This is a genomic window from Duganella sp. Dugasp56 (assembly GCF_047304105.1).
GTDB lineage: Bacteria > Pseudomonadota > Gammaproteobacteria > Burkholderiales > Burkholderiaceae_D > Rugamonas > Rugamonas hordei.
The window spans coordinates 20,974-42,090 of the sequence record NZ_JBGLYQ010000057.1 but is presented as its reverse complement, the minus strand read 5'-3'; the positions used below and the strand labels follow the sequence as shown (position 1 = coordinate 42,090).

The 21,117-nt window shown below is 65.8% G+C and carries 18 protein-coding genes; 1 reads left to right on the top strand and 17 read right to left on the bottom strand.

Annotated elements, in window-relative coordinates; translation table 11 throughout:
- Positions 1 to 111: 111 nt before the first annotated feature.
- The 13 genes from ACCD07_RS28630 to ACCD07_RS28570 form a co-directional block, all read right to left on the bottom strand.
- Complete coding sequence (locus ACCD07_RS28630) at positions 112 to 2,619, bottom strand: TonB-dependent receptor (RefSeq protein ID WP_413449314.1); 2,508 nt, start codon at positions 2,617 to 2,619, stop codon at positions 112 to 114.
- Between the two features lie 101 nt (positions 2,620 to 2,720).
- Positions 2,721 to 2,909 (bottom strand): hypothetical protein, encoded by a 189-nt coding sequence (locus ACCD07_RS28625; protein WP_353403141.1) that lies wholly within the window; start codon positions 2,907 to 2,909, stop codon positions 2,721 to 2,723.
- Between the two features lie 24 nt (positions 2,910 to 2,933).
- Positions 2,934 to 5,048: a 3-hydroxyacyl-CoA dehydrogenase NAD-binding domain-containing protein gene (locus tag ACCD07_RS28620; protein WP_413449313.1), complete on the bottom strand. Its 2,115-nt coding sequence runs from the start codon at positions 5,046 to 5,048 to the stop codon at positions 2,934 to 2,936.
- Between the two features lie 51 nt (positions 5,049 to 5,099).
- Positions 5,100 to 5,948 carry a 3-hydroxybutyryl-CoA dehydrogenase gene (locus ACCD07_RS28615; protein WP_353403139.1) on the bottom strand — a complete coding sequence of 283 codons (849 nt, stop codon included), beginning with the start codon at positions 5,946 to 5,948 and terminating at the stop codon, positions 5,100 to 5,102.
- 29 nt (positions 5,949 to 5,977) lie between these two features.
- A complete protein-coding gene (locus ACCD07_RS28610) occupies positions 5,978 to 6,754 on the bottom strand; it encodes an enoyl-CoA hydratase (RefSeq protein ID WP_413449312.1) in 777 nt (258 codons plus the stop codon).
- Positions 6,755 to 6,785: 31 nt separating this feature from the next.
- Positions 6,786 to 7,595, bottom strand: coding sequence for an SDR family NAD(P)-dependent oxidoreductase (locus ACCD07_RS28605; protein WP_413449311.1), 810 nt, complete (start codon positions 7,593 to 7,595; stop codon positions 6,786 to 6,788).
- A 160-nt stretch (positions 7,596 to 7,755) separates the two neighbouring features.
- Positions 7,756 to 8,697: an electron transfer flavoprotein subunit alpha/FixB family protein gene (locus tag ACCD07_RS28600; RefSeq protein WP_413449310.1), complete on the bottom strand. Its 942-nt coding sequence runs from the start codon at positions 8,695 to 8,697 to the stop codon at positions 7,756 to 7,758.
- Positions 8,698 to 8,707: 10 nt separating this feature from the next.
- Complete coding sequence (locus ACCD07_RS28595; RefSeq protein ID WP_413449309.1) at positions 8,708 to 9,457, bottom strand: electron transfer flavoprotein subunit beta/FixA family protein; 750 nt, start codon at positions 9,455 to 9,457, stop codon at positions 8,708 to 8,710.
- On the bottom strand, positions 9,454 to 10,359 hold the full coding sequence (gene mmsB, locus ACCD07_RS28590; RefSeq protein ID WP_413449308.1) for a 3-hydroxyisobutyrate dehydrogenase: 906 nt from the start codon (positions 10,357 to 10,359) through the stop codon (positions 9,454 to 9,456). The genes ACCD07_RS28595 and mmsB overlap by 4 nt, the downstream gene beginning before the upstream one ends.
- A 24-nt stretch (positions 10,360 to 10,383) precedes the next feature.
- Positions 10,384 to 11,517: an enoyl-CoA hydratase/isomerase family protein gene (locus ACCD07_RS28585; RefSeq protein ID WP_413449315.1), complete on the bottom strand. Its 1,134-nt coding sequence runs from the start codon at positions 11,515 to 11,517 to the stop codon at positions 10,384 to 10,386.
- Positions 11,517 to 12,299 carry an enoyl-CoA hydratase gene (locus ACCD07_RS28580; RefSeq protein ID WP_413449307.1) on the bottom strand — a complete coding sequence of 261 codons (783 nt, stop codon included), beginning with the start codon at positions 12,297 to 12,299 and terminating at the stop codon, positions 11,517 to 11,519. Before ACCD07_RS28580 ends, ACCD07_RS28585 begins: the two co-directional genes overlap by 1 nt.
- Complete coding sequence (locus ACCD07_RS28575) at positions 12,296 to 13,456, bottom strand: acyl-CoA dehydrogenase family protein (RefSeq protein WP_413449306.1); 1,161 nt, start codon at positions 13,454 to 13,456, stop codon at positions 12,296 to 12,298. Before ACCD07_RS28575 ends, ACCD07_RS28580 begins: the two co-directional genes overlap by 4 nt.
- Positions 13,457 to 13,472: 16 nt before the next feature.
- A complete protein-coding gene (locus ACCD07_RS28570) occupies positions 13,473 to 15,008 on the bottom strand; it encodes a CoA-acylating methylmalonate-semialdehyde dehydrogenase (protein ID WP_413449305.1) in 1,536 nt (511 codons plus the stop codon).
- A 215-nt stretch (positions 15,009 to 15,223) separates the two neighbouring features.
- On the opposite strand from ACCD07_RS28570, the gene ACCD07_RS28565 reads away from it, so the two are divergent.
- On the top strand, positions 15,224 to 16,234 hold the full coding sequence (locus tag ACCD07_RS28565) for an AraC family transcriptional regulator (protein ID WP_413449304.1): 1,011 nt from the start codon (positions 15,224 to 15,226) through the stop codon (positions 16,232 to 16,234).
- A gap of 16 nt (positions 16,235 to 16,250) precedes the next feature.
- Here the strand turns inward: ACCD07_RS28565 and ACCD07_RS28560 are convergent, their stop codons facing one another.
- The 4 genes from ACCD07_RS28560 to gabD form a co-directional block, all read right to left on the bottom strand.
- Positions 16,251 to 17,207 (bottom strand): AEC family transporter, encoded by a 957-nt coding sequence (locus tag ACCD07_RS28560; protein ID WP_413449303.1) that lies wholly within the window; start codon positions 17,205 to 17,207, stop codon positions 16,251 to 16,253.
- A 126-nt stretch (positions 17,208 to 17,333) separates the two neighbouring features.
- The gene (locus ACCD07_RS28555) at positions 17,334 to 18,371 is read right to left on the bottom strand and encodes a phosphotransferase enzyme family protein (RefSeq protein WP_413449302.1); all 1,038 of its coding nucleotides are present in this window, start codon (positions 18,369 to 18,371) and stop codon (positions 17,334 to 17,336) included.
- Positions 18,368 to 19,624, bottom strand: coding sequence for an aspartate aminotransferase family protein (locus ACCD07_RS28550; RefSeq protein WP_413449301.1), 1,257 nt, complete (start codon positions 19,622 to 19,624; stop codon positions 18,368 to 18,370). The genes ACCD07_RS28555 and ACCD07_RS28550 overlap by 4 nt, the downstream gene beginning before the upstream one ends.
- A 38-nt stretch (positions 19,625 to 19,662) precedes the next feature.
- Positions 19,663 to 21,117 carry an NADP-dependent succinate-semialdehyde dehydrogenase gene (gabD, locus tag ACCD07_RS28545; RefSeq protein ID WP_413449300.1) on the bottom strand — a complete coding sequence of 485 codons (1,455 nt, stop codon included), beginning with the start codon at positions 21,115 to 21,117 and terminating at the stop codon, positions 19,663 to 19,665.

The window sequence follows — 21,117 nt, the reverse complement described above, 5'->3', positions numbered from 1 at the left end:
GGGGGGCCCCCCCCGTGTCGGGGTTCCCCCCCCCCGCCCGGCCCGGGGGGTGGGGGGGGGGGGGGGGGGGGCGGGGGGGGGGGGGGGCCCCCCCGCTGGTCACCGCAAGGCCTAGAACTTGCCTTCGACCTGCAGCACCACCATGCGCGGTTCGCCGGCCACGGCGAACGCCTCACCTCTTCCACCCGGCTTATCCACGGCGAGCGTCGCGTAGATCCGGTTGTTCAGGTTGCGTCCGATTAAGGCGATCGACCATTTGCCGTCCGCCGTCGTCAGGCGCGCGCCGGCGTTGACGGTTGTGTAGGCGGCCTGGAACGACGTCGGATTCAGGTTCAAGCCCGCGTAATAGGACGCCGAATAGCGCAGGTCGGCGTTGAGGTTGAGCTTCATGCCGGACATGACGCGCGTTTCGTACGCGGCGCCGGCCGTGAGCAGCCAGTCCGGCGAGCGGTAGACCGCCTTGCCCGACAGGTTCTGGGTCGCCGCCTTGGTGACCGGGTCGGCCACGCAACCGAGAGCGGCGGTTTGCCCCGTGTAGCACTGCGCCTTGGCGAAGTCGACGAAGTGGGCGTCGTTGTAGTTGGCCGAACCGCGCAGCGTCAGCTCCTGGGTCGCCTTGAAGGCCGCCTCGAGCTCGACGCCCTGGGCGACCGTCGTGGCCGCATTTTGCGTCACGAACGTCTGGTGCGTGGCGTCGATGGCGATCAGCGAGGTCAGCGGAAGGCCGGTGTACTCGTAGTGGTAGCCGGTGATCGAGCCGGTCAGCGCATGGTTCAGCACGGCCGCCTTGGCGCCCAGCTCGTAGCCTTTGACCTTCTCGGCGCTGTACGACAGCGTATCGCGCGTGGTGACCGCCGACAACGTCCCGGGATTGGAAAAACCGCCCGCGAGGAAGCCGGTCTTGTACGCCCCGTAAAGCATGACGTCCTTGCTCGCATGCCAGCTCAGCGTCGCTTCCGGCGAGAAGTTCGATTCGCTCTTGCCGCCGGCAACGACCTTACCCTGCGGCAGGAATCCGACCGCCGCCGGGTTCAGGTAATAGTTGACGGAATTGATGGTTTTCGATTCCTTCGTGTAGCGTCCGCCGGCGGCCAGTTCCCAGGCGCTGTTAAAGCGCGCCGTCACTTGCGCGAAGACCGAGTACGCATGGCTGGCGTTGTCCTGCTCGTTGTCGTAGGTATGGTAGCGGCCGGTGGCCGGATCCATCGGCAGCGGGCCGTTGGCGCCGCCGACGAACAGCTTGCGCTTGTTGTTCTCGTAGTGGCCGCCGGCGGCGAAGTTGAATATGCTGTTGAAGGTCGACACCGCGCGCAATTCCTGGTACAGGCTGCGGTTCTTTTCGTTGCTGTAGGTCCAGTAGTAGGAATAGGCGATGCCATCGGCGTTGCCCTGGCTGATATAGTCGTAGTCGTAGTAGCCGGTCACCGAGGTCAGCTTGATGTCGTCGACCGTGTAGTCCATGGTCAAGGTCGGCATCACCGTGTCGTCCTTGGTGTACGGCTTGCCGCCATCGTTGGCCTTGACCTGCGGCCAGGCGTTGATGATGGTCGGGGACAGCCAGCCCTGGGACGACTTATTGTCGAGCTTGCAGTCGCCGGTCGGGTCGACGATGCCGCCGACCGTGGTCGGCCGCGTCACGCCGGCGGGGCAGCCCATCACCTCGCTGAAGCTCTGCAAGCTCTGGCCGCGGTACTGGCTGTACAGCAGTTTGAAGGTGGCTTCGAAGCCGTCCTGGTTGGCATAGGCCAGCGTCAGGCGCGCTGCGCGCTTGCCTTCCGCGCCCAGGCGCGACTGCGCCGGCGGCACGAAGGTGCTGCCGCTGGCGGCGTTGCGTATCAGGTCGGGCACGCCCTTGTTCTGATTCTCGATGTAGCCCTTGCTGTCGCTGGCGAGCACGCCGATCCGGAAACCGAGGTCGTCGGTGATGGGGCCGGCGATCGCCGCCTCGAGCGAAGGCGTGTCGCCCGTGTGCTCGTAGCCGACGCGGGCGAAGCCGCTCAGCTTGCGGGTCGGCCCGGCCGACTTGATCGACACCACGCCGCCCGGCGAGTTCTTGCCATAGAACAGCGTCTGCGGGCCCTTGAGCACGTCGATCTCGGCGATGTCGAACATCGCGTCGTTGAGGATGCGGCCGCGGCTGATGGCCATGCCGTCGAAGTCCAGCAGGACCGACTGCTCGAGTCCGGCGTCCAGGCTCGACGAGCTGACGCCGCGCATCGAGATCGACGCGCCGCCGCCGGTGAAGCCGCGGTCGAACGAAATCTGCGGCGCCACCATCTTGATGTTGGCGACGGCGGTCAAGTCGTATTGGCGGATTTCCGCCGCGCCGACGGCGATCGCCGAGACGGGCACGTCGATCATCCGCTCCGACCTGCGGCGCGCGCCGATGATGACCGTTTGCCCTTGCGCCGGGGCCGCGTCCTGGGGAGCGGCCGCGTCCTGGGGAGCGGGCGCGACCGGCGCGGCCGGCTCCGGCGTCACGGCCGGTTCCGCCGCCTGTGCTTGTTGCGCGGAAGCATTTGCCATCGGGAACGCGACCGCGATTCCCAGGTTGGCGAACAACACGCTTTTCGCGCTCAGCTGCCAAGTCCATACCTTCAATTTTTTCTTGTACATCATGTCTCCTGATTTTTTATAGTTTCTTGCGAAGTGAGCAAGATCGGCCGGTCAATTGGTCAATATCAAATATATCGACCGTCCGGTCGGTAGTCAACCTTTTTTCACTTGTGGCGAACATGGTACAAAGCGATGGCTGCTGCGGACGCGGCGGCGCCGTCCGCGCCCGGCGTCAGGCACCAGCCCAGCCGGGCGCGGATCTCGGCCGGCGCCGGTGGCAGCGAGCGCTCGAGACGGCGTTGCGCCAGGTACTGGCGGACCTGCTCCTTGGTCGGGCGGGTTATCTCAGGCATGAATGGCTCCAGCTGCGCGCGGGCCTAGGCGGCCCCGGATGCCCAGGCCGACAACTTGCGTCCCTCGCCCGCCAGCTCCAGCAGCAGCGGCGCCGGCGTCCAGTAGCCGAACGCATTGCCGCGTTCGGCGCCGTAATGCGCGAGCCGGGCCGCGATATGGGCCAGGCCGATCTGGTCGGCCATGAACATCGGGCCGCCGCGATAGTCGGGAAAACCATAGCCGGCGGTCCAGACGATGTCGATATCACCGGCCCGGTAGGCGATGCCGTCGCGCAGGATCTTGCAGCCCTCGTTTATCAAAGGGAACAGCAGCCGTTCCAGCACTTCCTCGTCGCTGATCCGGTCGCGCCGCGCGATCCCGAGCCGCGCGGCAAGCGTCTCGCACAGCGCTGTCACCGCGGCGGACGGCAGCGCCTGGCGCCCTTCGTAGTCGTAGAAGCCGGCGCCGCTCTTTTGCCCGAGGCGCCCGGCCCCGGCCAGCGCGCGCGCGACCGCCCGGTAGCCCGGGTCCGGCGGCAGCGCGCCATCGCGTTCGAGCTCGGCGACGACCTTGGCGGCGACATCGACGCCGGCCATGTCGAGCATGCGGCAGGGTCCCATGGCCATGCCCAGCAAGGCCACGCTTTCCATGACGCCGTCGATCTGCGCCGGCGTCGCGCCTTCGAGCAGCAGGAATTCCGTCTCGCGCAAATAGTCGATCAGCATGCGGTTGCCGATGAAGCCGTAGCACACGCCGGACACCACCGCGACCTTGCCGATCCGTGCGGCCAGGCCCATCACCGTGGACAGCACGTCGGGCGCGGTGGCCGCGCCGCGCACCACCTCGAGCAGGCGCATGATATTGGCCGGGCTAAAGAAATGCATGCCGATCACATCCGCCGGGCGCCCCGACGCCGCCGCCAGCCGGTCCACGTCCAAGGTGGAGGTATTGGTGGCGATGATCGCGCCGGCCTTGCAGACCGCGCCGAGACGCGCGCAGACGCGCTCCTTCAGCGCCATATCCTCGAACACCGCTTCGATCACCAGGTCGCAGTCGGCCAGCGCCTCATCGTCGAGCACGGGATTAAGCAGCGCCATGCGCGAGTCCAGCTGCTGCGCCGTCAGCTTGCCCCGCTTGACGCCGGCCTCGTAGTGTTGCCGGACCAGTCCCACGCCGCGTTCGAGACCGCTCGCGGACGCGTCGACCAGCACCGTCGCCAGTCCCGCGTCGAGGAAATTGATCGCGATCCCGCTGCCCATCGTGCCGGCGCCGATGATGCCGACGCGCTCGACCGGACGCGGCGGCAGCCGCGCCAGGCCCGGGATCTTTCCGACCTGGCGTCCGGCAAAGAACAGATGCCGCAGCGCGCGCGACTGGGGACTATGGACCGCGTCGAGGAACAGCGCCGCCTCGCACGCGGCGCCGTCGGCGAACGGCAGCGTGACCGAGGCCTCGACCGCTTGCACGATGGCGCGCTGGACCGGCTGGGCGTGCTGGCGCGCCGCGTTCGCGTGGGCCACGGCGAAAAAGTCCGGCGCCAGCGCCGACGTATCGACCCGCAGGTCGCACACGCGGCGCGGCGCGGCCGAACGGGCCAGCAGCGCGTTCGCGTACGCCAGTCCGGCGACTAGCGCCTCGCCCTCGACGATGGCGTCGATGATGCCGGCCTCCAGCGCAGCGTTCGCATCGACCATGCGCCCGCCGGCGATCATCGCCAGCGCCATGGCGGCGCCGGCCAGGCGCGGCAGGCGCTGCGTGCCCGCCGAGCCGGGCAGCAAGCCGAGGGTCACCTCGGGCGTGCCGATCCGCGTGCCGGCCAGGGCGATGCGGTAGTGGCAGGCCAGCGCGACCTCCAGCCCGCCGCCGAGCGCCGTGCCATGGAGCATGGCGAGCACCACCCGCTCGGATTGCTCAATACCGTTGAGCATGTCGTTGAAGGGTTGCGCCGTGTAGCCGGGCGCATCGAACACGGTGATGTCGGCGCCGGAAATGAAGGTGCGGCCGTCGCAGTGGATCAGCAGCGCCGCGAACGACCGGTCGGCGGCGAACTCCGCCAGGGCTTGCCGCATCTCCGCCACCACCGCGTCGGAAAGCGCGTTCACCGGCGGGTTTGCGATGCGCAGGACGGCGATGCTGCCGTGGCGTTCAAGGGTTGCCAACTGGGTCATGATGAGCTTTCGAGAAAGGGCAAGCCGCCGCTGGCCGCCGGTCTAATATTGATAGAAGCCGCGGCCGCTCTTGCGGCCGTAGCGCCCGGCGTCGACCATTTCGCGCAGCAAGGGCGCCGGCCGGTACTTTGAATCGTTGAAATCGCGGTAAAACACTTCCATCACCGACAGCAGCGTGTCGAGTCCGATCAGGTCGGCCAGCGCCAGCGGCCCGAGCGGATGGTTGGCGCCCAGCTTCATGCCCGCATCGATTTCCTCGGCGCTGGCCAGCCCCTCCTGCAGCACGAAGACCGCCTCGTTAATCATGGGCACCAGTATGCGGTTCACCACGAAGCCCGGCGCGTTGCGCGCGCCGATCGCGGTCTTGCCGATGCGCGCTGCCAGGGCGCGCGTGGCCTCGAAAGTGGCGTCGCTGGTCTGTATGCCGCGTATCACTTCCACCAGCGCCATCACCGGCACGGGGTTGAAAAAATGCATGCCGACCAGCCGCTCCGGACTGGCCAGGCAGGCCGCCAGCTTGGTGATCGACACCGACGAGGTATTCGTGGCGATGATGCTGCCGGGCTTGGCGACGGCGTCCAGGGCCTGGATGATTTTTTGCTTGGTCTCCAGCCGCTCGGTCGCGGCCTCGATCAGGAAATCCGCCTGGCCAAGGTCGCCGAACTCGGTGCCGCCACGGATGCGCGCGCGTATCCGCGCCGCCGTTTCAGCGGTGATCTTTTCCTTCGTTACCATGCGCGTCAGGCTTTCCGAAATGGTGGACAGGCCGCGCTGTATCGCCGCCTCGTCGATGTCGTTCAAGACGACCTCGAGTCCCGCCGCCGCGCACACCTGCGCGATACCGCTGCCCATCAGGCCGGAGCCGACGATGCCGATTGTGTCGATGTTCATGCGATTCCCTCAAAGATAGAAAGTGTTTGCTAGTCGTGCGTGAAATCGGGCTTGCGCTTCTGCACGAACGCCGCCATGCCCTCTTTCTGGTCGCGCGTGGCGAACATGGCGTGAAAGCTGCGCCGCTCGAACAACACCCCTTCGGCCAGCGTGCTCTCGTAAGCACGGTTGAGCGCCTCCTTGGCCGCGAGCAGGCTGGGCAGCGACATCGCGGCGATGGTCGTGGCGGTCGCCAGCGCCGCCTCCTCGAGCTGCGCCTCCGGCACCACGCGCGACACCAGCCCCGCGCGCTCGGCCTCGGCCGCATCCATCATGCGCGCCGACAAGACCATGTCCATCGCCTTGGCCTTGGACACCGCGCGCGGCAAGCGCTGGGTGCCGCCCGCGCCCGGAATGATGCCGAGCTTGATTTCCGGCTGGCCGAAACAGGCGCTGTCGGCGGCGATGATGATGTCGCACATCATCGCCAGCTCGCAGCCGGCGCCCAGCGCGAAGCCGGCCACGGCGGCGACGACCGGCTTGCGCACGGACAGGATGGTTTCCCAGTTGCGGCTGATGAAATTGGTCGACACCACCTCGGCATAGCACTTGTCCTGCATCGCGTGCACGTCCGCCCCGGCGGCAAAGGCCTTGGGGTTGCCCTTGATCAGGATGCAGCCTATGCCGGCGTCGGCGTCCATGCGCAGCAGCGCCGCCCCGAGTGCGTCCATCAGCGCGTCGTTGAGCGCGTTGAGCTGGGCCGGGCGGTTCAGCTGTATGACGCCTACCCGTCCCGCCTGGCTGCACAGTATCAGTTCGTCTTGCATGCTTTCTCCTGGTTGAGCACTGCGTGCGCGGTCACACCACGAAGCCGGGGTTTTGCAGCATCAGTCCGCCGTCGACCAGCAAGTCCTGGCCGGTGACGAAGCCGGCGGCGTCGCTGGCGAAGAACAGCACGGCGTTGGCGATGTCGGCCACCTGCGCCGCGCGCTGCAGCGGCACGCGCCGGGCGCGGCGGGCAAAGCCTTCCGGATCGCGTGCGCGCAGGGCGGCTCCCATGGCCGTGTCGACACCGGTGGGACTGACGGAGTTGACGCGGATATTGCGCGCGCCCCACTCGACAGCCATCACCCGCGTCAGCGCGAGCACGGCGGACTTGCTGACGGAATATGCCGCCGTCTCGGGCGCGCTGGCATGGGCCGCCACCGAGGCGATGTTGATGATGCTGCCGCCGTGCCCGCCCATGCGCCGCGCGGCTTCCTGGCAACCGAACAGGACGCCCTTGAGGTTCACGTCCAGCACGCGCTGGAACTGCGCTTCGGTCAGGTCGATGGTTGGCGTCTTGCTGATCATGCCGGCATTGTTGACGACGATATCGACCCGTCCCAGCTGGCTCATCACGTGGTCGAACAGGGATGCCACGGCCGCCTGGCTGGCCACGTCCGTAACCATTGCCAGGGCCTGGTGCCGGTCGTCCGAGGCCAGCCCGGCCGCCGCCGCGCGCACCAGCTCGCCATCGATATCGGCCAGCATGACGCTGGCGCCTTGAGCGAACAGCGCTTCCGCGATGCCCAGCCCGATGCCCTGCCCCGCGCCCGTCACCACCGCCACCTTGCCGTTCAGCGGCCGCTCGACGGCCGTCCTTGCCACTTCATTCTGCTGCATCATCGTCTCCTGTATGCATCCATGTCCGCCGCAATAATTCGACCGACCAGCCGGTTGATTAATTGAAGCTTAGTAGAGATTGAAATCATTGTCAACACTTTGGGAGGTGAAACGCGCCGCTGCCCGGGCTATGCCGGCGTTGGCGCCAGGGGTCTTCCGCTGCTCAGCCCAGTTCGGCGACCAGCTGAGGCACGATGTCGAACAGATCGCCGACGATGCTGTAGTCGGCCACTGAGAAGATGGGTGCTTCCGGATCCTTGTTGATGGCCACGATGACTTTCGAATCCTTCATGCCGGCCAGGTGCTGGATCGCGCCGGAAATACCGACGGCGATGTACAGCGTCGGCGCGACGATCTTGCCGGTCTGGCCCACCTGCCAGTCGTTCGGCACGTAGCCGGCGTCGACGGCGGCGCGCGAGGCGCCCATGGCGGCGTTCAGCTTGTCCGCCAGCGGTTCCAGGATCTTGAACGCTTCGCCCGAGCCCATGCCGCGGCCGCCGGAAACGATGACCTTGGCGGCCGTCAGCTCGGGACGGTCCGACGTGGCCAGCTCGCGGCCGACGAAGGCGGACTTGCCCGAATCGGCGACGGCGCCGACGGTTTCGGTCGCAGCCGAGCCGCCGGTGGCGGCAGCGGCGTCGAAGCCGGTCGAACGCACGGTGATGACCTTGATCTTGTCCGACGATTGCACATAGGCGATCGCGTTGCCGGCGTAGATGGGACGCTCGAAGGTGTCCGGCGAGTCGACCTTGGTGATTTCGGAAATCTGCGCCACATCCAGCCTGGCGGCCACGCGCGGCAGGATGTTCTTGCCGTAGGCGGTGGCCGGGGCCAGGATGTGGCTGTAGCCGGCGGCCAGCGCCAGCACCTGCTCGGCGATGTTCTCGGCCAGACCGTCGGCAAAGTGCGCGGCGTCCGCCACGATGACCTTGGATACGCCGGCGATATGCGCGGCTGCTTCGGCTGCGGCGCCGGCGTTCGAGCCGGCGACCAGTACGTGCACCTCCCCGCCGCACGCGATGGCGGCGGTGACGGTGTGGAGGGTGCTGCCTTTCAGGCTGGCGTTGTCGTGTTCGGCTATGACGAGTGCGACCGTGGCGACCATGATTTTTCCTTTAGATGACTTTGGCTTCGGCGCGCAGTTTCGCCACCAGGGTGGCGACGTCCGGCACCTTGACGCCGGCCTTGCGTTTGGCCGGCTCGATGACTTTCAGCGTAGTCAGGCGCGGGCTCACGTCGACGCCCAGCTCTTCCGGCGTTGTCACGTCCAGCGGCTTTTTCTTCGCCTTCATGATGTTCGGCAAGGTCACGTAGCGCGGCTCGTTCAGGCGCAAATCGGTGGTGACGATGGCCGGCAAGGTCAACGCCAGCGTTTCCAGGCCGCCGTCCACCTCGCGGATGACGATGACCTTGCCGTCTTCCGGCACCACTGTCGAGGCGAACGTCGCCTGTGGCCAGCCCAGCAGCGCGGCCAGCATCTGGCCGGTCTGGTTGCAATCGTCATCGATCGCCTGCTTGCCAAGAATGATGAGTTGCGGCCGCTCCTTGTCGGCCAGCGCCTTGAGCAGCTTGGCCACGGCGAGCGGTTCGAGCGCCGCCTCCGTCTCGACCAGGATGGCGCGGTCGGCGCCGATCGCCAACGCGCCGCGCAGCGTTTCCTGGCACGGCGCCGCGCCGCACGAGACGGCGACCACCTCGCTGGCCTTGCCGGCTTCCTTCAAGCGTACCGCCTCTTCCAGCGCGATTTCGTCGAACGGATTCATCGACATCTTGACGCTGGCGAGCTCGACGCCGCTACCGTCGGACTTCACGCGGATCTTGACGTTGAAGTCGATCACGCGCTTTACGGCCACCATGATTTTCATTGTGCCTCCCCGGCGCCCACGGCGCGGAAGCGTTCGATAATGCTGGAGAAGTCGAGCTGGCCGGAGCCAGACTGGCTGTGTTCGGCGTACAGCGCGCGCGCCACGTCGCCGAGCGGGATCGGGCTGGCGCTGCCGGCCGCCGCCTCGGCCGCCAGTCCCAGATCCTTGAGCATCAAGTCCACGCCGAAGCCGCCGCGATAGCCGCGCGAGGCCGGCACATTGTCCATCACCCCCGGCACCGGGTTGTACAACTCCAGCGTCCAGTTGCGCCCTGAACTCTTGCTCATAATGTCGGACAACACCTTTGGATCGAGGCCATTGGCCATGCCCAACGCCAGCGCTTCCGATGTGCCGGCCATCAGTATGCCGAGCAGCATGTTGTTGCAGATCTTCGCCAGCTGTCCCGCGCCGTGCTCGCCCGCGTGGAAGACGTTCTTGCCCATCGCCAGCAGCACCGGCATGGCGCTGTCCAGTACCTGGGACGGACCGCCGACCATGAAGGTCAGCGTGCCCGCGATCGCGCCGCCGGTGCCGCCCGATACCGGCGCGTCCAGCATGCCGATATCGGCCGCGGCAGCCGCCAGCGCGACCTTCCTGGCGGAAGCGGCGGCGATGGTGCTGCATTCCAAGATCAGCGCGCCCGGCCGCATGCCCTGGATGATGCCATCCTCGCCAAGGTAGAGCTGTTCCACATGCCGGCTGGCAGGCAACATCGACACCACGATGGCCGCATCGGCCACCGCGTCCCTGGCCGACGACGCGACGCCGGCGCCGGCTTCGGCCAACACCGTCAAGGCGGAGGACGACAAATCGAACACGCTCAGCACGTGGCCGGCCTTGAGCAGGTTCAGGGCCATCGGCCCCCCCATGTTTCCCAGGCCAATAAACGCAATGTGGCTCATGTTTTCTCCTGAATTTTATTAAATTTATTGAACTTGATCGGCCCGGGCGATGCCCAGGTCCGACAGCGGATGTTGTGGCGGCGTCCAGGGACTGGCCAGCAAATCCCCCTCGCCCGGCGCGCGCTGCCATTGCGGCGACTGGTCCTTGTCAATCAGCAGCGCCCGGATGCCTTCGGCAAAGTCGTGTCCGGCCGCGCACTGCAGCGCCACCCCATATTCCATGCGGAAGACCTCGGCGAGCGCAAGCTGCGGCGCCTTGCGCAGCAACTGCCATGCCAGCGCCAGCGACGTTGGCGCGGCCCGGCCTGCCGCCGCTGCCGCCTTGTCCAGCCAGGCATCCTGACTGTCCACGTCCGCCAGCGCGTCCAGCACATCCTGCAATTGCTCACGCGCGCACAGGCGATCGATCACATCGAGCCGTTCCCGCAATGGCCCTGGCGCATGGGGCGCTTCGGCGGCGCGCAGCACGGCGCCGAGCAGCGCATCGTTGTCCTGGCGGCGGCTGGTCCAGGGTTGCGCCAGCAGGGCCTCAACCACCGTCTCCTTGTCCGCGTGCGCCAGCACCCGGTCGGCCAGCTTGACAAATTTGGCGTCGGCAGCGTTGATGGAGGCCCCCGTCAGGGCCAGGAAGACGCCGAGCCGTCCCGGCATGCGGCTCAGGAACCAGGACCCGCCCACGTCGGGAAACAAGCCTATGCCCACCTCAGGCATCGCCATGCGCGTGCGCTCCGTGACCACGCGGTGGCTGGCGCCCGCCATCAAACCCATGCCGCCGCCCATGACGATGCCATGGCCCCAGCACAATACCGGCTTCGGATAGGTGTGGATCAGGTAGTCGAGTCTGTACTCGCGGGCAAAGAAATCGGCCGCGTAGGTGTTGGCGAGCAGCTCTTCCCGCCCCCCGCCCGCGTGGTGCTCGAGCATCGAGCGGTACAGGTTCTGCAGGTCCCCGCCGGCGCAGAAGGCCTTCTCGCCGGCGCCCTGCAGCATCACCATGACCACGCGCGGGTCGTCGGCCCACAGGCGCAAGCTGGCCGACAGCATGTCGATCATTTCCAGCGTCAGCGCGTTGAGCGTCGGCTCGGCGTTCAAGGTCAGCACGCCGATCAGGCTGCCGTTGGCCGTCGGCAGGGTCTCGCACAGTACCGGCGCGTCCATCAGCGGTTCTTCCATACGGCGGCGCGCTTGCCGAGGAAGGCGTTGACGCCCTCCTTCTGGTCCTCGGTATCGAACAGGTCGACGAACAGCTCGCGTTCCAGCGGCAGCACGTGCGCGGGGGCCTGGTGGCGCGCGCCTTGTATCAGCCGCTTGCAGGAAGCGATGCTTGACGGACTCTGCTTCTCAATCTTGCGCGCCAGTTCCAGCGCCGCGTCCCTGGCCTGGCCCTTGGCCACCACCTGTTCGACCAGGCCGATGCGCAATGCCGTTTCCGCGTCGACGCGCTCGCCGCACAGTATCATGCGCTTGGCCCATCCCTCCCCCACCAGCCAGGCCAGGTTCTGGGTGCCGCCGGCGCAAGGCAGCAAGCCCACCGCGGCCTCGGGCAGCGCCATCTGGGCCTGCGACTCGGCGATCCGCAGGTCGCAGGCCAGCGCGCATTCCAGCCCGCCGCCCATCGCGTAGCCATTGATCGCGGCGATCGATACCCCACGGAAGCGCGACAAGGCTTCGAAGGCCTCGCCAAAGCGGCGCGCCATGTCGCGCGCCACGGCCTTGTCGCCGTCGCTGAACAGCTTCAGGTCCGCGCCGGCGGAAAAGAATTTGTCGCCCTGCCCGACCAGGACCAGGCTGTAAATGTCGGAATTGGCGTTCAGGTCGGTCACCAGCGCGGTCAACGCCGCGAGGCTGTCGCCGGTCCAGGTGTTGGCCGGCGGATAGGCCAGCGTGACGACGGCGCAATGGCCGACGATGTCCAGCTCAAGATTGGTATAGTGTGTCATCGGATCTCCTCTGCGCCCGATTGCTCGAGCAAATGGCGCGCCACGATCACGCGCATGATTTCGTTGGTGCCTTCCAGTATCTGGTGCACCCGCGTGTCGCGCAGGTAGCGCTCGAGCGGGTACTCGCGGATGTAGCCGTTACCGCCGTGGATCTGCAAGGCCTGGTTGCACACCTTGAAGCCGACATCGGTGGCCAGCCGTTTGGCCATGGCGCAGTAGACGGAGGCGTTCGGCGCGGCGGCGTCGAGTTTCGATGCCGCCAGGCGGATCATCTGGCGCGCGCCCACCAGTTCGGTCTGCATGTCGGCCAGCTCGAACTGCAGGTGCTGAAAGCCGGACAGGGCGGACCCGAACTGGCGCCGCTCTCCCATGTAGCGGCGCGCCGCGTCCAGCGCCGCCTGCGCCGCGCCGACCGAGCAGGTGGCGATGTTGATGCGCCCGCCGTCGAGCCCGCGCATGGCGATGCGAAAGCCCTCGCCCTCCTTGCCCAGCAAGTGGTCGCGCGGGATCCGCACCTGGTCGAAGCTGACCACCCGCGTCGGCTGGCTGTTCCAGCCCATCTTGACCTCCTTGCGCCCGAAGCCGATGCCCGGCGTATCGGCCGGCACGGCAAAGGCGCTGATACCGCGCGGGCCGGCCTCGCCGGTGCGCGCCATGACGATCAGCAGGTCGGTGGCGCCGGCGCCGGAAATGAACGCCTTGCTGCCGGTGAGGCAATAGTGGTCGCCGTCCAGCACGGCGCTGGTGGTCAGCGCCCCCGCGTCCGAGCCGGCGCCCGCCTCGGTCAGGCAGTAGGAACCCAGCCTCTCCCCGCGCGCCAGCAGGTGCGACCAGCGGTCCCTGACGGCGGGCGTGGCCCAGTTGGCAAGCATCCAGCCGACCATATTGTGGATCGTGATGTAGGCCGTGGTCGACGGACAGGCGGCCGCCAGTTCTTCAAACACGATCGCCGCGTCGAGCCGCGACATGCCCATGCCGCCGCCGTCTTCCGGCGTGTACATGCCGCAGAAACCGAGGCGGCCCGCACTGCGGATCATCTCGACGGGGAAAAAGCACTCGCTGTCCCAATCGGCCGCGTGCGGCGCCATCTCGCCGGCGGCAAACGCGCGCGCGCTGTGCTGAAAGGCGAGCTGGTCTTCAGAAAGTTCAAAGTCCATGATGGGTCCGCTATGCTTATTTCAGCGAGATCGTGGTGTTGACCGCGCCGGCGACGCTGTCGTCGTCGAACCAGCGCGCGGTGATGGTCTTGGTCTGGGTATAGAACAGGATGACCTGCTTGCCATACGGACCGAGGTCGCCCAGCTTGGACGCGCCCGAGCCCGTGAACGAGAACAAGGGGACTGGAACGGGAATCGGCACGTTGATGCCGATCTGGCCCGCCGCCACCTCTTCCTGGAACTTGCGCGCCGCCGCACCCGACTGGGTGAAGATCGCGGTGCCGTTGCCGTTCGGATTGGCGTTGACGAAGGCGATGGCTTCGTCCAGGCTGGCCGCGCTGACCAGGCACAGGACCGGGCCGAAAATTTCCTGGTCGTAGATGCGCATGCCCGGCTTGACGCCGGAAAAAATGGTCGGTCCCACAAAATTGCCGCCCTCGTAGCCGGACACCACCGGCCGGCGGCCGTCGAGTTCCAGTTTGGCGCCGCCCTCGATGCCGCTGGCGATCAGGCTTTCAACCCGCTCCTTGGCCGCGCACGAGATCAGCGGGCCGACATCGGTACCGGCCTCGGCGCCGCCATTGATCGCCAGGGCCCGCGCCTTCTCGACCAGCTCGGGAATCCAGCTGTTCGCCTCGCCCACCAGCACCGTCACCGGAAGCGCCATGCAGCGCTGGCCGGCCGCGCCGAAGGCCGCGCCGAGCAGATTGTTCAGCGTCTGCGACTTGTTCGCGTCGGGCAACACGATGGCATGGTTCTTCGCCCCCATCATGCACTGGACCCGCTTGCCGGCCTGCGTGGCCCGGTGATACACATGGGTGCCCACCTTGGTGGAACCGACGAAGGACACGGCCTTGATGTCCGGGTGGTCGCAGATCGCATTGACGGCATCCTCGCCGCCATGGATGACATTGAGCACGCCGGGCGGCACGCCGGCTTCGAGCGCGAGCGCGGCCAGCCGCATGGTCACCATCGGGTCCTGCTCGGACGGCTTGAGCACGAAGGTATTGCCGCATGCGATAGCCATGGGGAACATCCACAGCGGTATCATCGCCGGGAAATTGAACGGCGTGATGCCCGCGCAGACGCCTATCGGCTGCATCAACGTATAGGTGTCGACGCCCGACGCCACGTTGTTGGCGATCTCGCCCATTTGCAGGCTGCCGATATTGGCGGCGTGTTCGACCACTTCCAGGCCGCGGAAAATATCGCCTTCGGCGTCGGCCAGGGTCTTGCCCTGTTCGGCGGTGAGCAAGGCGGCCAGTTCCTTCATGTTCTCGCGGATCAGCTGCTGATACTTGAGGAAGATGCGGGCCCGCGCCCCGATCGGGGTCTTGCGCCACGAGACGAAGGCCGCCTTGGCGGACGCCACCGCGGCATCGATTTCCGCGGACGTGGCGTGGGGCACCCGCGCGAGGACCTGCTGCGTCGCCGGATTGATCACATCCTGCCACTGGTCCGATTCGGAATCGACGAATCGACCGTTGATAAGAAGCTTGACCGTCGAAATATCCGGGCGGCTGGCGGTGGATGCGCGGGGAACTGAGCTCATGTTATTCCTTCAGATCGGTTGATTGGATCAGCACAGAATAATCGCGCCGGACCGGGCAGGCGATGCCCGTATCCTTCAATAATCGTGAGAAATCAAGCCACATCGCAAGCCACATGGGCATCCGGCCCCGGCGCCGCCGCTATGGCCGCGCGCGCCAGAATAATTGACGGGAATTGCCATCCTCCCCCGTCGTTGGGAATGGTAAGCTTGCGCTCATGGAAAAAGGTAGCGTATCGATTTACTTCGTGCAGTCGGCACTGGAGCGTTTGCGCGCACTCGGCATGGACACGACGCCATTGCTGGTCGGCGCGGGCATATCGCCGGCACTGCTGGACTCGCCACACGGAAGAGTGACGCCGCAAGGCTTCAGCGCATTGTGGCTGGGCGTGGCGGCCGCGCTCGACGACGAGCTATTCGGGCAGGATGCGCGGCGCATGAAAGTAGGCAGCTTTGCCATGCTGACCTATACGCTGATCAGCTGCGACACCCTGCACAGCGCCCTGCGGCGCATGGTCCGCTGCTTCAATCTGATGCTGGACGATTTTGAGTGCGCGCTGGAAGTCGACGCGCGCGTGGCGCGGCTGGTCATCCGGCAGACGGGCACCGCACACGCGCCGCGCATATTTGGCTTCGAGACGCTGTTGATGATGCAGCACGGGCTAGCCTGCTGGCTGGTAGGCCGCCGTATCCCCGTGCTGGCCGCCTCGTTCAGTTATCCGGAACCGTCGCGCAGCGCGGAATACCGGCAGATGTATTCGGAAAACCTGCTTTTCGATCAGAACGTCACGGCGCTTTCCTTCGACAAGGATTACCTGGCCCTGCCCATGATCCAGGACAGGCGCAGCGCGAAGACGTTTTTGCGCGGCGCGCCGGCCAACATCGTACTCAAGTACAAGAACAGCGGGGGCATGGCGGCGCAGATCCGGCGGCGCCTGCGCACCGCCTCGCGTACCGAATGGCCGGAATTCGACGCGCTCGCCGTCGCCCTGCACATGGCCCCGTCGACGCTGAGGCGGCGCCTGGATGACGAAGGACAGACATTCCAGCTGATCAAGGACCAGCTGAGGCGCGACATGGCCATCGACTTCCTCTGCCATTCGACCAGGAGCGTGGCCGAGATCGCATCGGAACTGGGCTTCGCCGAGGCTAGCGGCTTTCACCGCGCATTCAAGAAGTGGACCGGGGTTAACCCGGGCGAATACCGGCAGCGCGCCCTGCCGAGATAGTGGCCAACGCAATTGACTATTCCGCAGCGCGCACTATCCACATCCAGGCGCTGAGCGTGAAGAACGAGGTCACCATACAAATCAGCAAAGCGGTGGTGCTGCGGTCGGCCTCGCCGTAAGCCTGGGCCACGATGGGGTAGATGCTCATCATGGGCATGGCCGCCATCAGCAGCGCGGCGGCGCGCAGGTCCGGCGCCATCGGGGCCACGCCCAGCAGCGGCAGCAGCGACGCGATCAGCAGCACCGCCAGCGGATGGCCGATCAGTTTTGCCGCCACCAGCGGAATCACGCGCTGCCAGCCGCTGCCCAGGGGCAAACCAAACAGCGTGCCGCCGATGGCAAACAGCGACACGCCGCCGCTGGCCTGCGCGAACAGATTCACGCCGCGCACCACCGGCTGCGGCAGCCGGACTTCGGCCAGGCTGATCAACAGGCCGCCGCAAACCGCCAGCACCAGGGGATTGCGGATCAAACGCTGCGCGGACTGCCGCAGCGCCTGGTGCCACGGCCGGCCGCCGCCGGCGCGCGCGTTTTCCGCCAGCGCCAGCACCAGCGGCAGCATGACGAGATTTTCGACTATCACATTCAGGCCCAGCGCCACGCCGGCCACCGGCGCCACCATCAGCAGCAGGATCGGAAAGCCGATAAAGCTGCTGTTGGAGCAGGACACGCCCATCGCCAGGAAGGTGCTGCGCATGGGGCTCAAGCCGGCGAGCCGATGGCCGGCCGCATAGGCCAGCAGCAGCATCAGCAGCGAGCCGAAAAGGTAGGACAGCAGGTAGGCGGGATGGAGAATCTCGCCGATGCGGCGCTGCGCCAGCGCATTGAAGATCAGCGCCGGCAGCGCCAGGTTAAGAACGAACTTGCCGAACACCTGCATGTCCGCGCGGGCAAACAGACCCGCGCGGGTAGCCAGATAGCCGGCCAGGATCGCCAGATAGATCGGCCCGACGATGGCAAGAACGTCAAGCATCAGGCGCGCTCGACGATGACGCAAGAGGTGAGCAGTTTTTTCATATTGTCCTTTGGGCGCAACAGATTCTACTCGAAGCGGCCGCGTCGACGCAAACCCTCACCTCCTCTTCTCTGCTTCGAGATCTCAGCCCTCGCTCTCCCCCACGAATTGTTGTGCCAGGCGACAGGCCAATCCGATCAGGTGGGACGCAAGTTGAGGCGCGGTCTGCGATTCCGATCGCGTGTGCATCCATCCAAGATAGGTAAAACTACGCAACAGCATGAACAGCGGCAGATAGGCCAGCGTTGCATCCGTCAGCGCGCGGTGTTGCCGGTAGCCGGCGATCAGCGCGGTGCGTGCGGTATCGAAATGACGATCGTCCTGGATAAAATACAGCGCGGATGCCAGTTCGAACAAATGCCAGCCAAAGCCACAGTCATCGAAGTCGATCAAGCGGACATGTTCGCCATCGGCAAGCAAGTTCTCTGGAACCAGGTCGGCATGGATCAGGCCATAGGTCCCTGCGCTGGCGGGCGATTTTTCAAACTTGCGCAACTCATGGGCGGATTTGGCGCGGGCGCGCACCATCAGGTCGCGCTGCGCCGGGCTCAGCAACTGCAATTGCCAGAAGCATCCCCAGAAAGGAGCGTCGCCGAGCAAGCCTTCGGCATCCCAGGAGTGCCGCTCGAATCCTTTGGGGCGCCCCCACGCCGAGGCGTGGTTGTGCAGGCGGGCCGCGAGCTCTCCAACAGTGAAATAGGTGCTCTTGATCGTGTCCGCGTCGGCGTCAAGACCCTGCTCGGATGATCCCAGCCGCGTGCCGTTTACCCATTCGAATAAATCGATCTGAAAATCCAGCGGCAGGGTTGGATGGGCGAGCTTGATGAACGAGGCCTTGCCTGAGGTGGGAATCAGGCGCGGGACGTCGATGCCGGCTTGCTGCAGCGACGTCATCCAAGCCAACTCCGATTGCAGACCGGCATCGCTATGGTAACCGGCGCGGTGTATGCGCAGGGCATACCGGCGGCCGCTGTCGTCGCGAACCTGGTACACCGCATTCTCGCGGTACTTGATCAACGTCAGCGCAGCGTCACCGAGGCCCCAGAACGGCAGCGCCTCCAGCGCCAATTCATGGAGAGCGCAGAGATGTTCGTCCACCTGCATATCGTTCCAGGTTCTCATCCGCGCTCTCCCCCGACCATGCCAAGGCAGGCATCGAGCGTCCGCAGCATCAGGTCGGCGTTCTCGCGCGAGAAACACAGCGGCGGCCGCAGCTTCAACACGTTGTCGTGGGGGCCTATCCTGCTGATCAATACCCCGCGCTCCTTCATCAGATTGACCAGCCGGCGCGACTGCCAGGTCGCCGGAATCTTCGTGTCGCGCGATGTCACCAGTTCGACGCCGAAGAACAAGCCCCGGCCCCGAACGTCGCCGATGAGGGGGTGTTTTTCCTGGAGTTCGCGCAAGCCGCGCATGACATAAGCACCGACGTCGGCGGCGTTGTCGACCAGGCCTTCGCATTCGATGACATCCAGGACGGCCATGCCTGCCGCGCAAGCGACCTGATTTCCCCCGAAGGTATTGAAATACATGACCCGTTCGCGAAATCCATTGATCAGGTCGGCCCGTCCGACCACGCCGGCAAGCGGATGGCCGTTACCCATCGGTTTGCCCAGGGTGACCAGGTCGGGAACGATGCCCACCGCCTCGTGTCCCCACATGCTGCCGGTGCGGCCGAAGCCGGACTGCACTTCGTCGAAAATGAGCAGGCCGCCGGCCTCGCGCACGATTTTTGCGACCTTCTCCAGGTAAGTGTCGGGCACGCAGGGCAAGCCCTCGTTCGCAAAAATGGGGCAAATAAGCATGCCGGCGAAACCGATCCCATTCATCTCGAACGCGTCGATCGCAGCGCTGACTTCCGCTGCATAGGCATCCGCCAGCGCCTCGCCATCCAGCTCGTAGTGCGGCCGGTAGGCATCGGGGAAACGCACGGCGCGCACATACGGACTGGTCGACTCCCCTCCGTGAAACAGCGTCGCCATTTCATCCAGCGCCGCAGTGTTGCCATGGTAAGTCAGGTTCGAGCAAATGATGCCGTTGCGGCCCGTGTGGCTGCGCGCCATCCTCAACGCGACTTCGTTGGCCTCGCTGCCTGTGCAGGTGAACATCACCATCGACAACGAGGCATCGAACTTCGACAGCAGCCGCTCCGCATAGGCGACACTGCCCTCGTGCAGATAGCGCGAGTGAACATTCAGCGCGGCGGCCTGCCGCGCAATCGCATCGACCACATGCGGATGGCAATGCCCCACCGTCGGAACGTTGTTATAGACGTCCAGGTAGCGCCTGCCGTCGTTGTCATAGAGCCAGACGCCCTCGCCGCGGACCAATTGCAGCGGGTGTTCGTAGAACAATGGGGCTGCGGCGCCGAACACGCGATTCCGCCGTTGAAGCAATCCATCGGCGCCCACAGTCAAAGTCCTCCCATGCACAAGTATTTTGTGACCAGGTAATCATCCATGCCATATTTTGAGCCCTCCCTGCCCAGGCCGGACTGCTTGACGCCGCCGAATGGCGCGATCTCATTGGAAATCAGGCCGGTGTTAATGCCGACCATTCCGCTCTCGAGGCCTTCCGCGACCCGCCAGATACGGCCGATATCGCGCGAATAGAAATAGCTCGCCAGACCAAACTCGGTATCATTGGCCAGCGCCAGCACTTCATCGTCGGTCTTGAAACGGAACAAGGGCGCCAGCGGCCCGAAGGTCTCTTCGCGCGCGACCAGCATCTCCGCGCTGACATCGGCGATCACCGTCGGCTCGAAGAAACCATGGCCGAGCGGATGGCGATGACCGCCGGCCAGCACCCGGCCGCCTTTGGCGACGGCATCGGCGATATGCTGCTCCACTTTCTGCACGGCGGCATCGTCGATCAGCGGTCCCTGGGTAGTGCCTTGGGCGACACCGTTGCCGACTTTGATTTTTTTAACGGCGGCCACCAATTTCTCCGCGAACGCCTCATACACGCCGTCTTGCACGTACAGCCGGTTTGCGCACACGCAGGTCTGGCCCGCGTTACGGTACTTGGAAATCATTGCGCCCTCGACAGCGGCGTCCAGGTCGGCGTCGTCGAACACGATGAACGGCGCGTTGCCGCCCAATTCCAGCGAGAGCTTCTTGATGGTCGGAGCACACTGTTTCATCAGCTCGCGCCCCACTTCGGTGGAGCCGGTGAACGTCAATTTTCGCACGGTGGGATTGGCCGTCATCTCGCCACCGATCGCGCGCGACGATCCGGTCAACACGCTGAATATGCCCGCCGGAACGCCCGCGCGCTCGGCCAGCACGGCCAGCGCCAGCGCCGAGTACGGCGTGGCCGTCGCGGGCTTTAACACCATCGGACAGCCCGCCGCCAAGGCCGGGCCGGCCTTGCGGGTAATCATCGCCGCCGGAAAATTCCACGGCGTGATCGCCGCGCACACGCCGATCGGTTGTTTGATCACCACGATGCGGCGATCGGGCCACGGCGATTGCAGGGTGTCGCCATTGACGCGCTTGGCCTCCTCGGCAAACCATTCGAGAAACGAGGCGGCGTAAGCGATTTCGCCCTTGGATTCGGTCAGGGGCTTGCCTTGCTCGAGCGTCATGATCATGGCCAGGTCGTCCGCGTTTTCCAGCATCAGATCATTCCACTTGCGCAGAATGGCGCTGCGTTCCTTCGCCGGTTTGGCGCGCCAGGCGGACCAGGCGCCTTCGGCGGCCGCAATGGCGCGCCCGGTTTCGGCCGCCCCCATGTTCGGCACCGTCCCAAGGATTTCCCGATTGGCCGGATTGGCGACCGCAATGGTTTCACCATTGTCCGCATCGCACCACTGTCCGTTTACAAAAGCTTGCTGCCGAAACAGCGAAGGGTCGTTCAAGCGCATCAT

Excerpts from the sequence above, each read along its gene's own strand:
- ACCD07_RS28630 (WP_413449314.1), bottom strand. The coding sequence starts at position 2,619 with ATGATGTACAAGAAAAAATTGAAGGTATGGACTTGGCAGCTGAGCGCG.
- ACCD07_RS28625 (WP_353403141.1), bottom strand. The coding sequence starts at position 2,909 with ATGCCTGAGATAACCCGCCCGACCAAGGAGCAGGTCCGCCAGTACCTG.
- ACCD07_RS28615 (WP_353403139.1), bottom strand. The coding sequence starts at position 5,948 with ATGAACATCGACACAATCGGCATCGTCGGCTCCGGCCTGATGGGCAGC.
- ACCD07_RS28610 (WP_413449312.1), bottom strand. The coding sequence starts at position 6,754 with ATGCAAGACGAACTGATACTGTGCAGCCAGGCGGGACGGGTAGGCGTC.
- ACCD07_RS28605 (WP_413449311.1), bottom strand. The coding sequence starts at position 7,595 with ATGATGCAGCAGAATGAAGTGGCAAGGACGGCCGTCGAGCGGCCGCTG.
- ACCD07_RS28600 (WP_413449310.1), bottom strand. The coding sequence starts at position 8,697 with ATGGTCGCCACGGTCGCACTCGTCATAGCCGAACACGACAACGCCAGC.
- ACCD07_RS28595 (WP_413449309.1), bottom strand. The coding sequence starts at position 9,457 with ATGAAAATCATGGTGGCCGTAAAGCGCGTGATCGACTTCAACGTCAAG.
- mmsB (WP_413449308.1), bottom strand. The coding sequence starts at position 10,359 with ATGAGCCACATTGCGTTTATTGGCCTGGGAAACATGGGGGGGCCGATG.
- ACCD07_RS28585 (WP_413449315.1), bottom strand. The coding sequence starts at position 11,517 with ATGGACGCGCCGGTACTGTGCGAGACCCTGCCGACGGCCAACGGCAGC.
- ACCD07_RS28580 (WP_413449307.1), bottom strand. The coding sequence starts at position 12,299 with ATGACACACTATACCAATCTTGAGCTGGACATCGTCGGCCATTGCGCC.
- ACCD07_RS28575 (WP_413449306.1), bottom strand. The coding sequence starts at position 13,456 with ATGGACTTTGAACTTTCTGAAGACCAGCTCGCCTTTCAGCACAGCGCG.
- ACCD07_RS28570 (WP_413449305.1), bottom strand. The coding sequence starts at position 15,008 with ATGAGCTCAGTTCCCCGCGCATCCACCGCCAGCCGCCCGGATATTTCG.
- ACCD07_RS28565 (WP_413449304.1), top strand. The coding sequence starts at position 15,224 with ATGGAAAAAGGTAGCGTATCGATTTACTTCGTGCAGTCGGCACTGGAG.
- ACCD07_RS28560 (WP_413449303.1), bottom strand. The coding sequence starts at position 17,207 with ATGCTTGACGTTCTTGCCATCGTCGGGCCGATCTATCTGGCGATCCTG.
- ACCD07_RS28555 (WP_413449302.1), bottom strand. The coding sequence starts at position 18,371 with ATGAGAACCTGGAACGATATGCAGGTGGACGAACATCTCTGCGCTCTC.
- gabD (WP_413449300.1), bottom strand. The coding sequence starts at position 21,117 with ATGATGCGCTTGAACGACCCTTCGCTGTTTCGGCAGCAAGCTTTTGTA.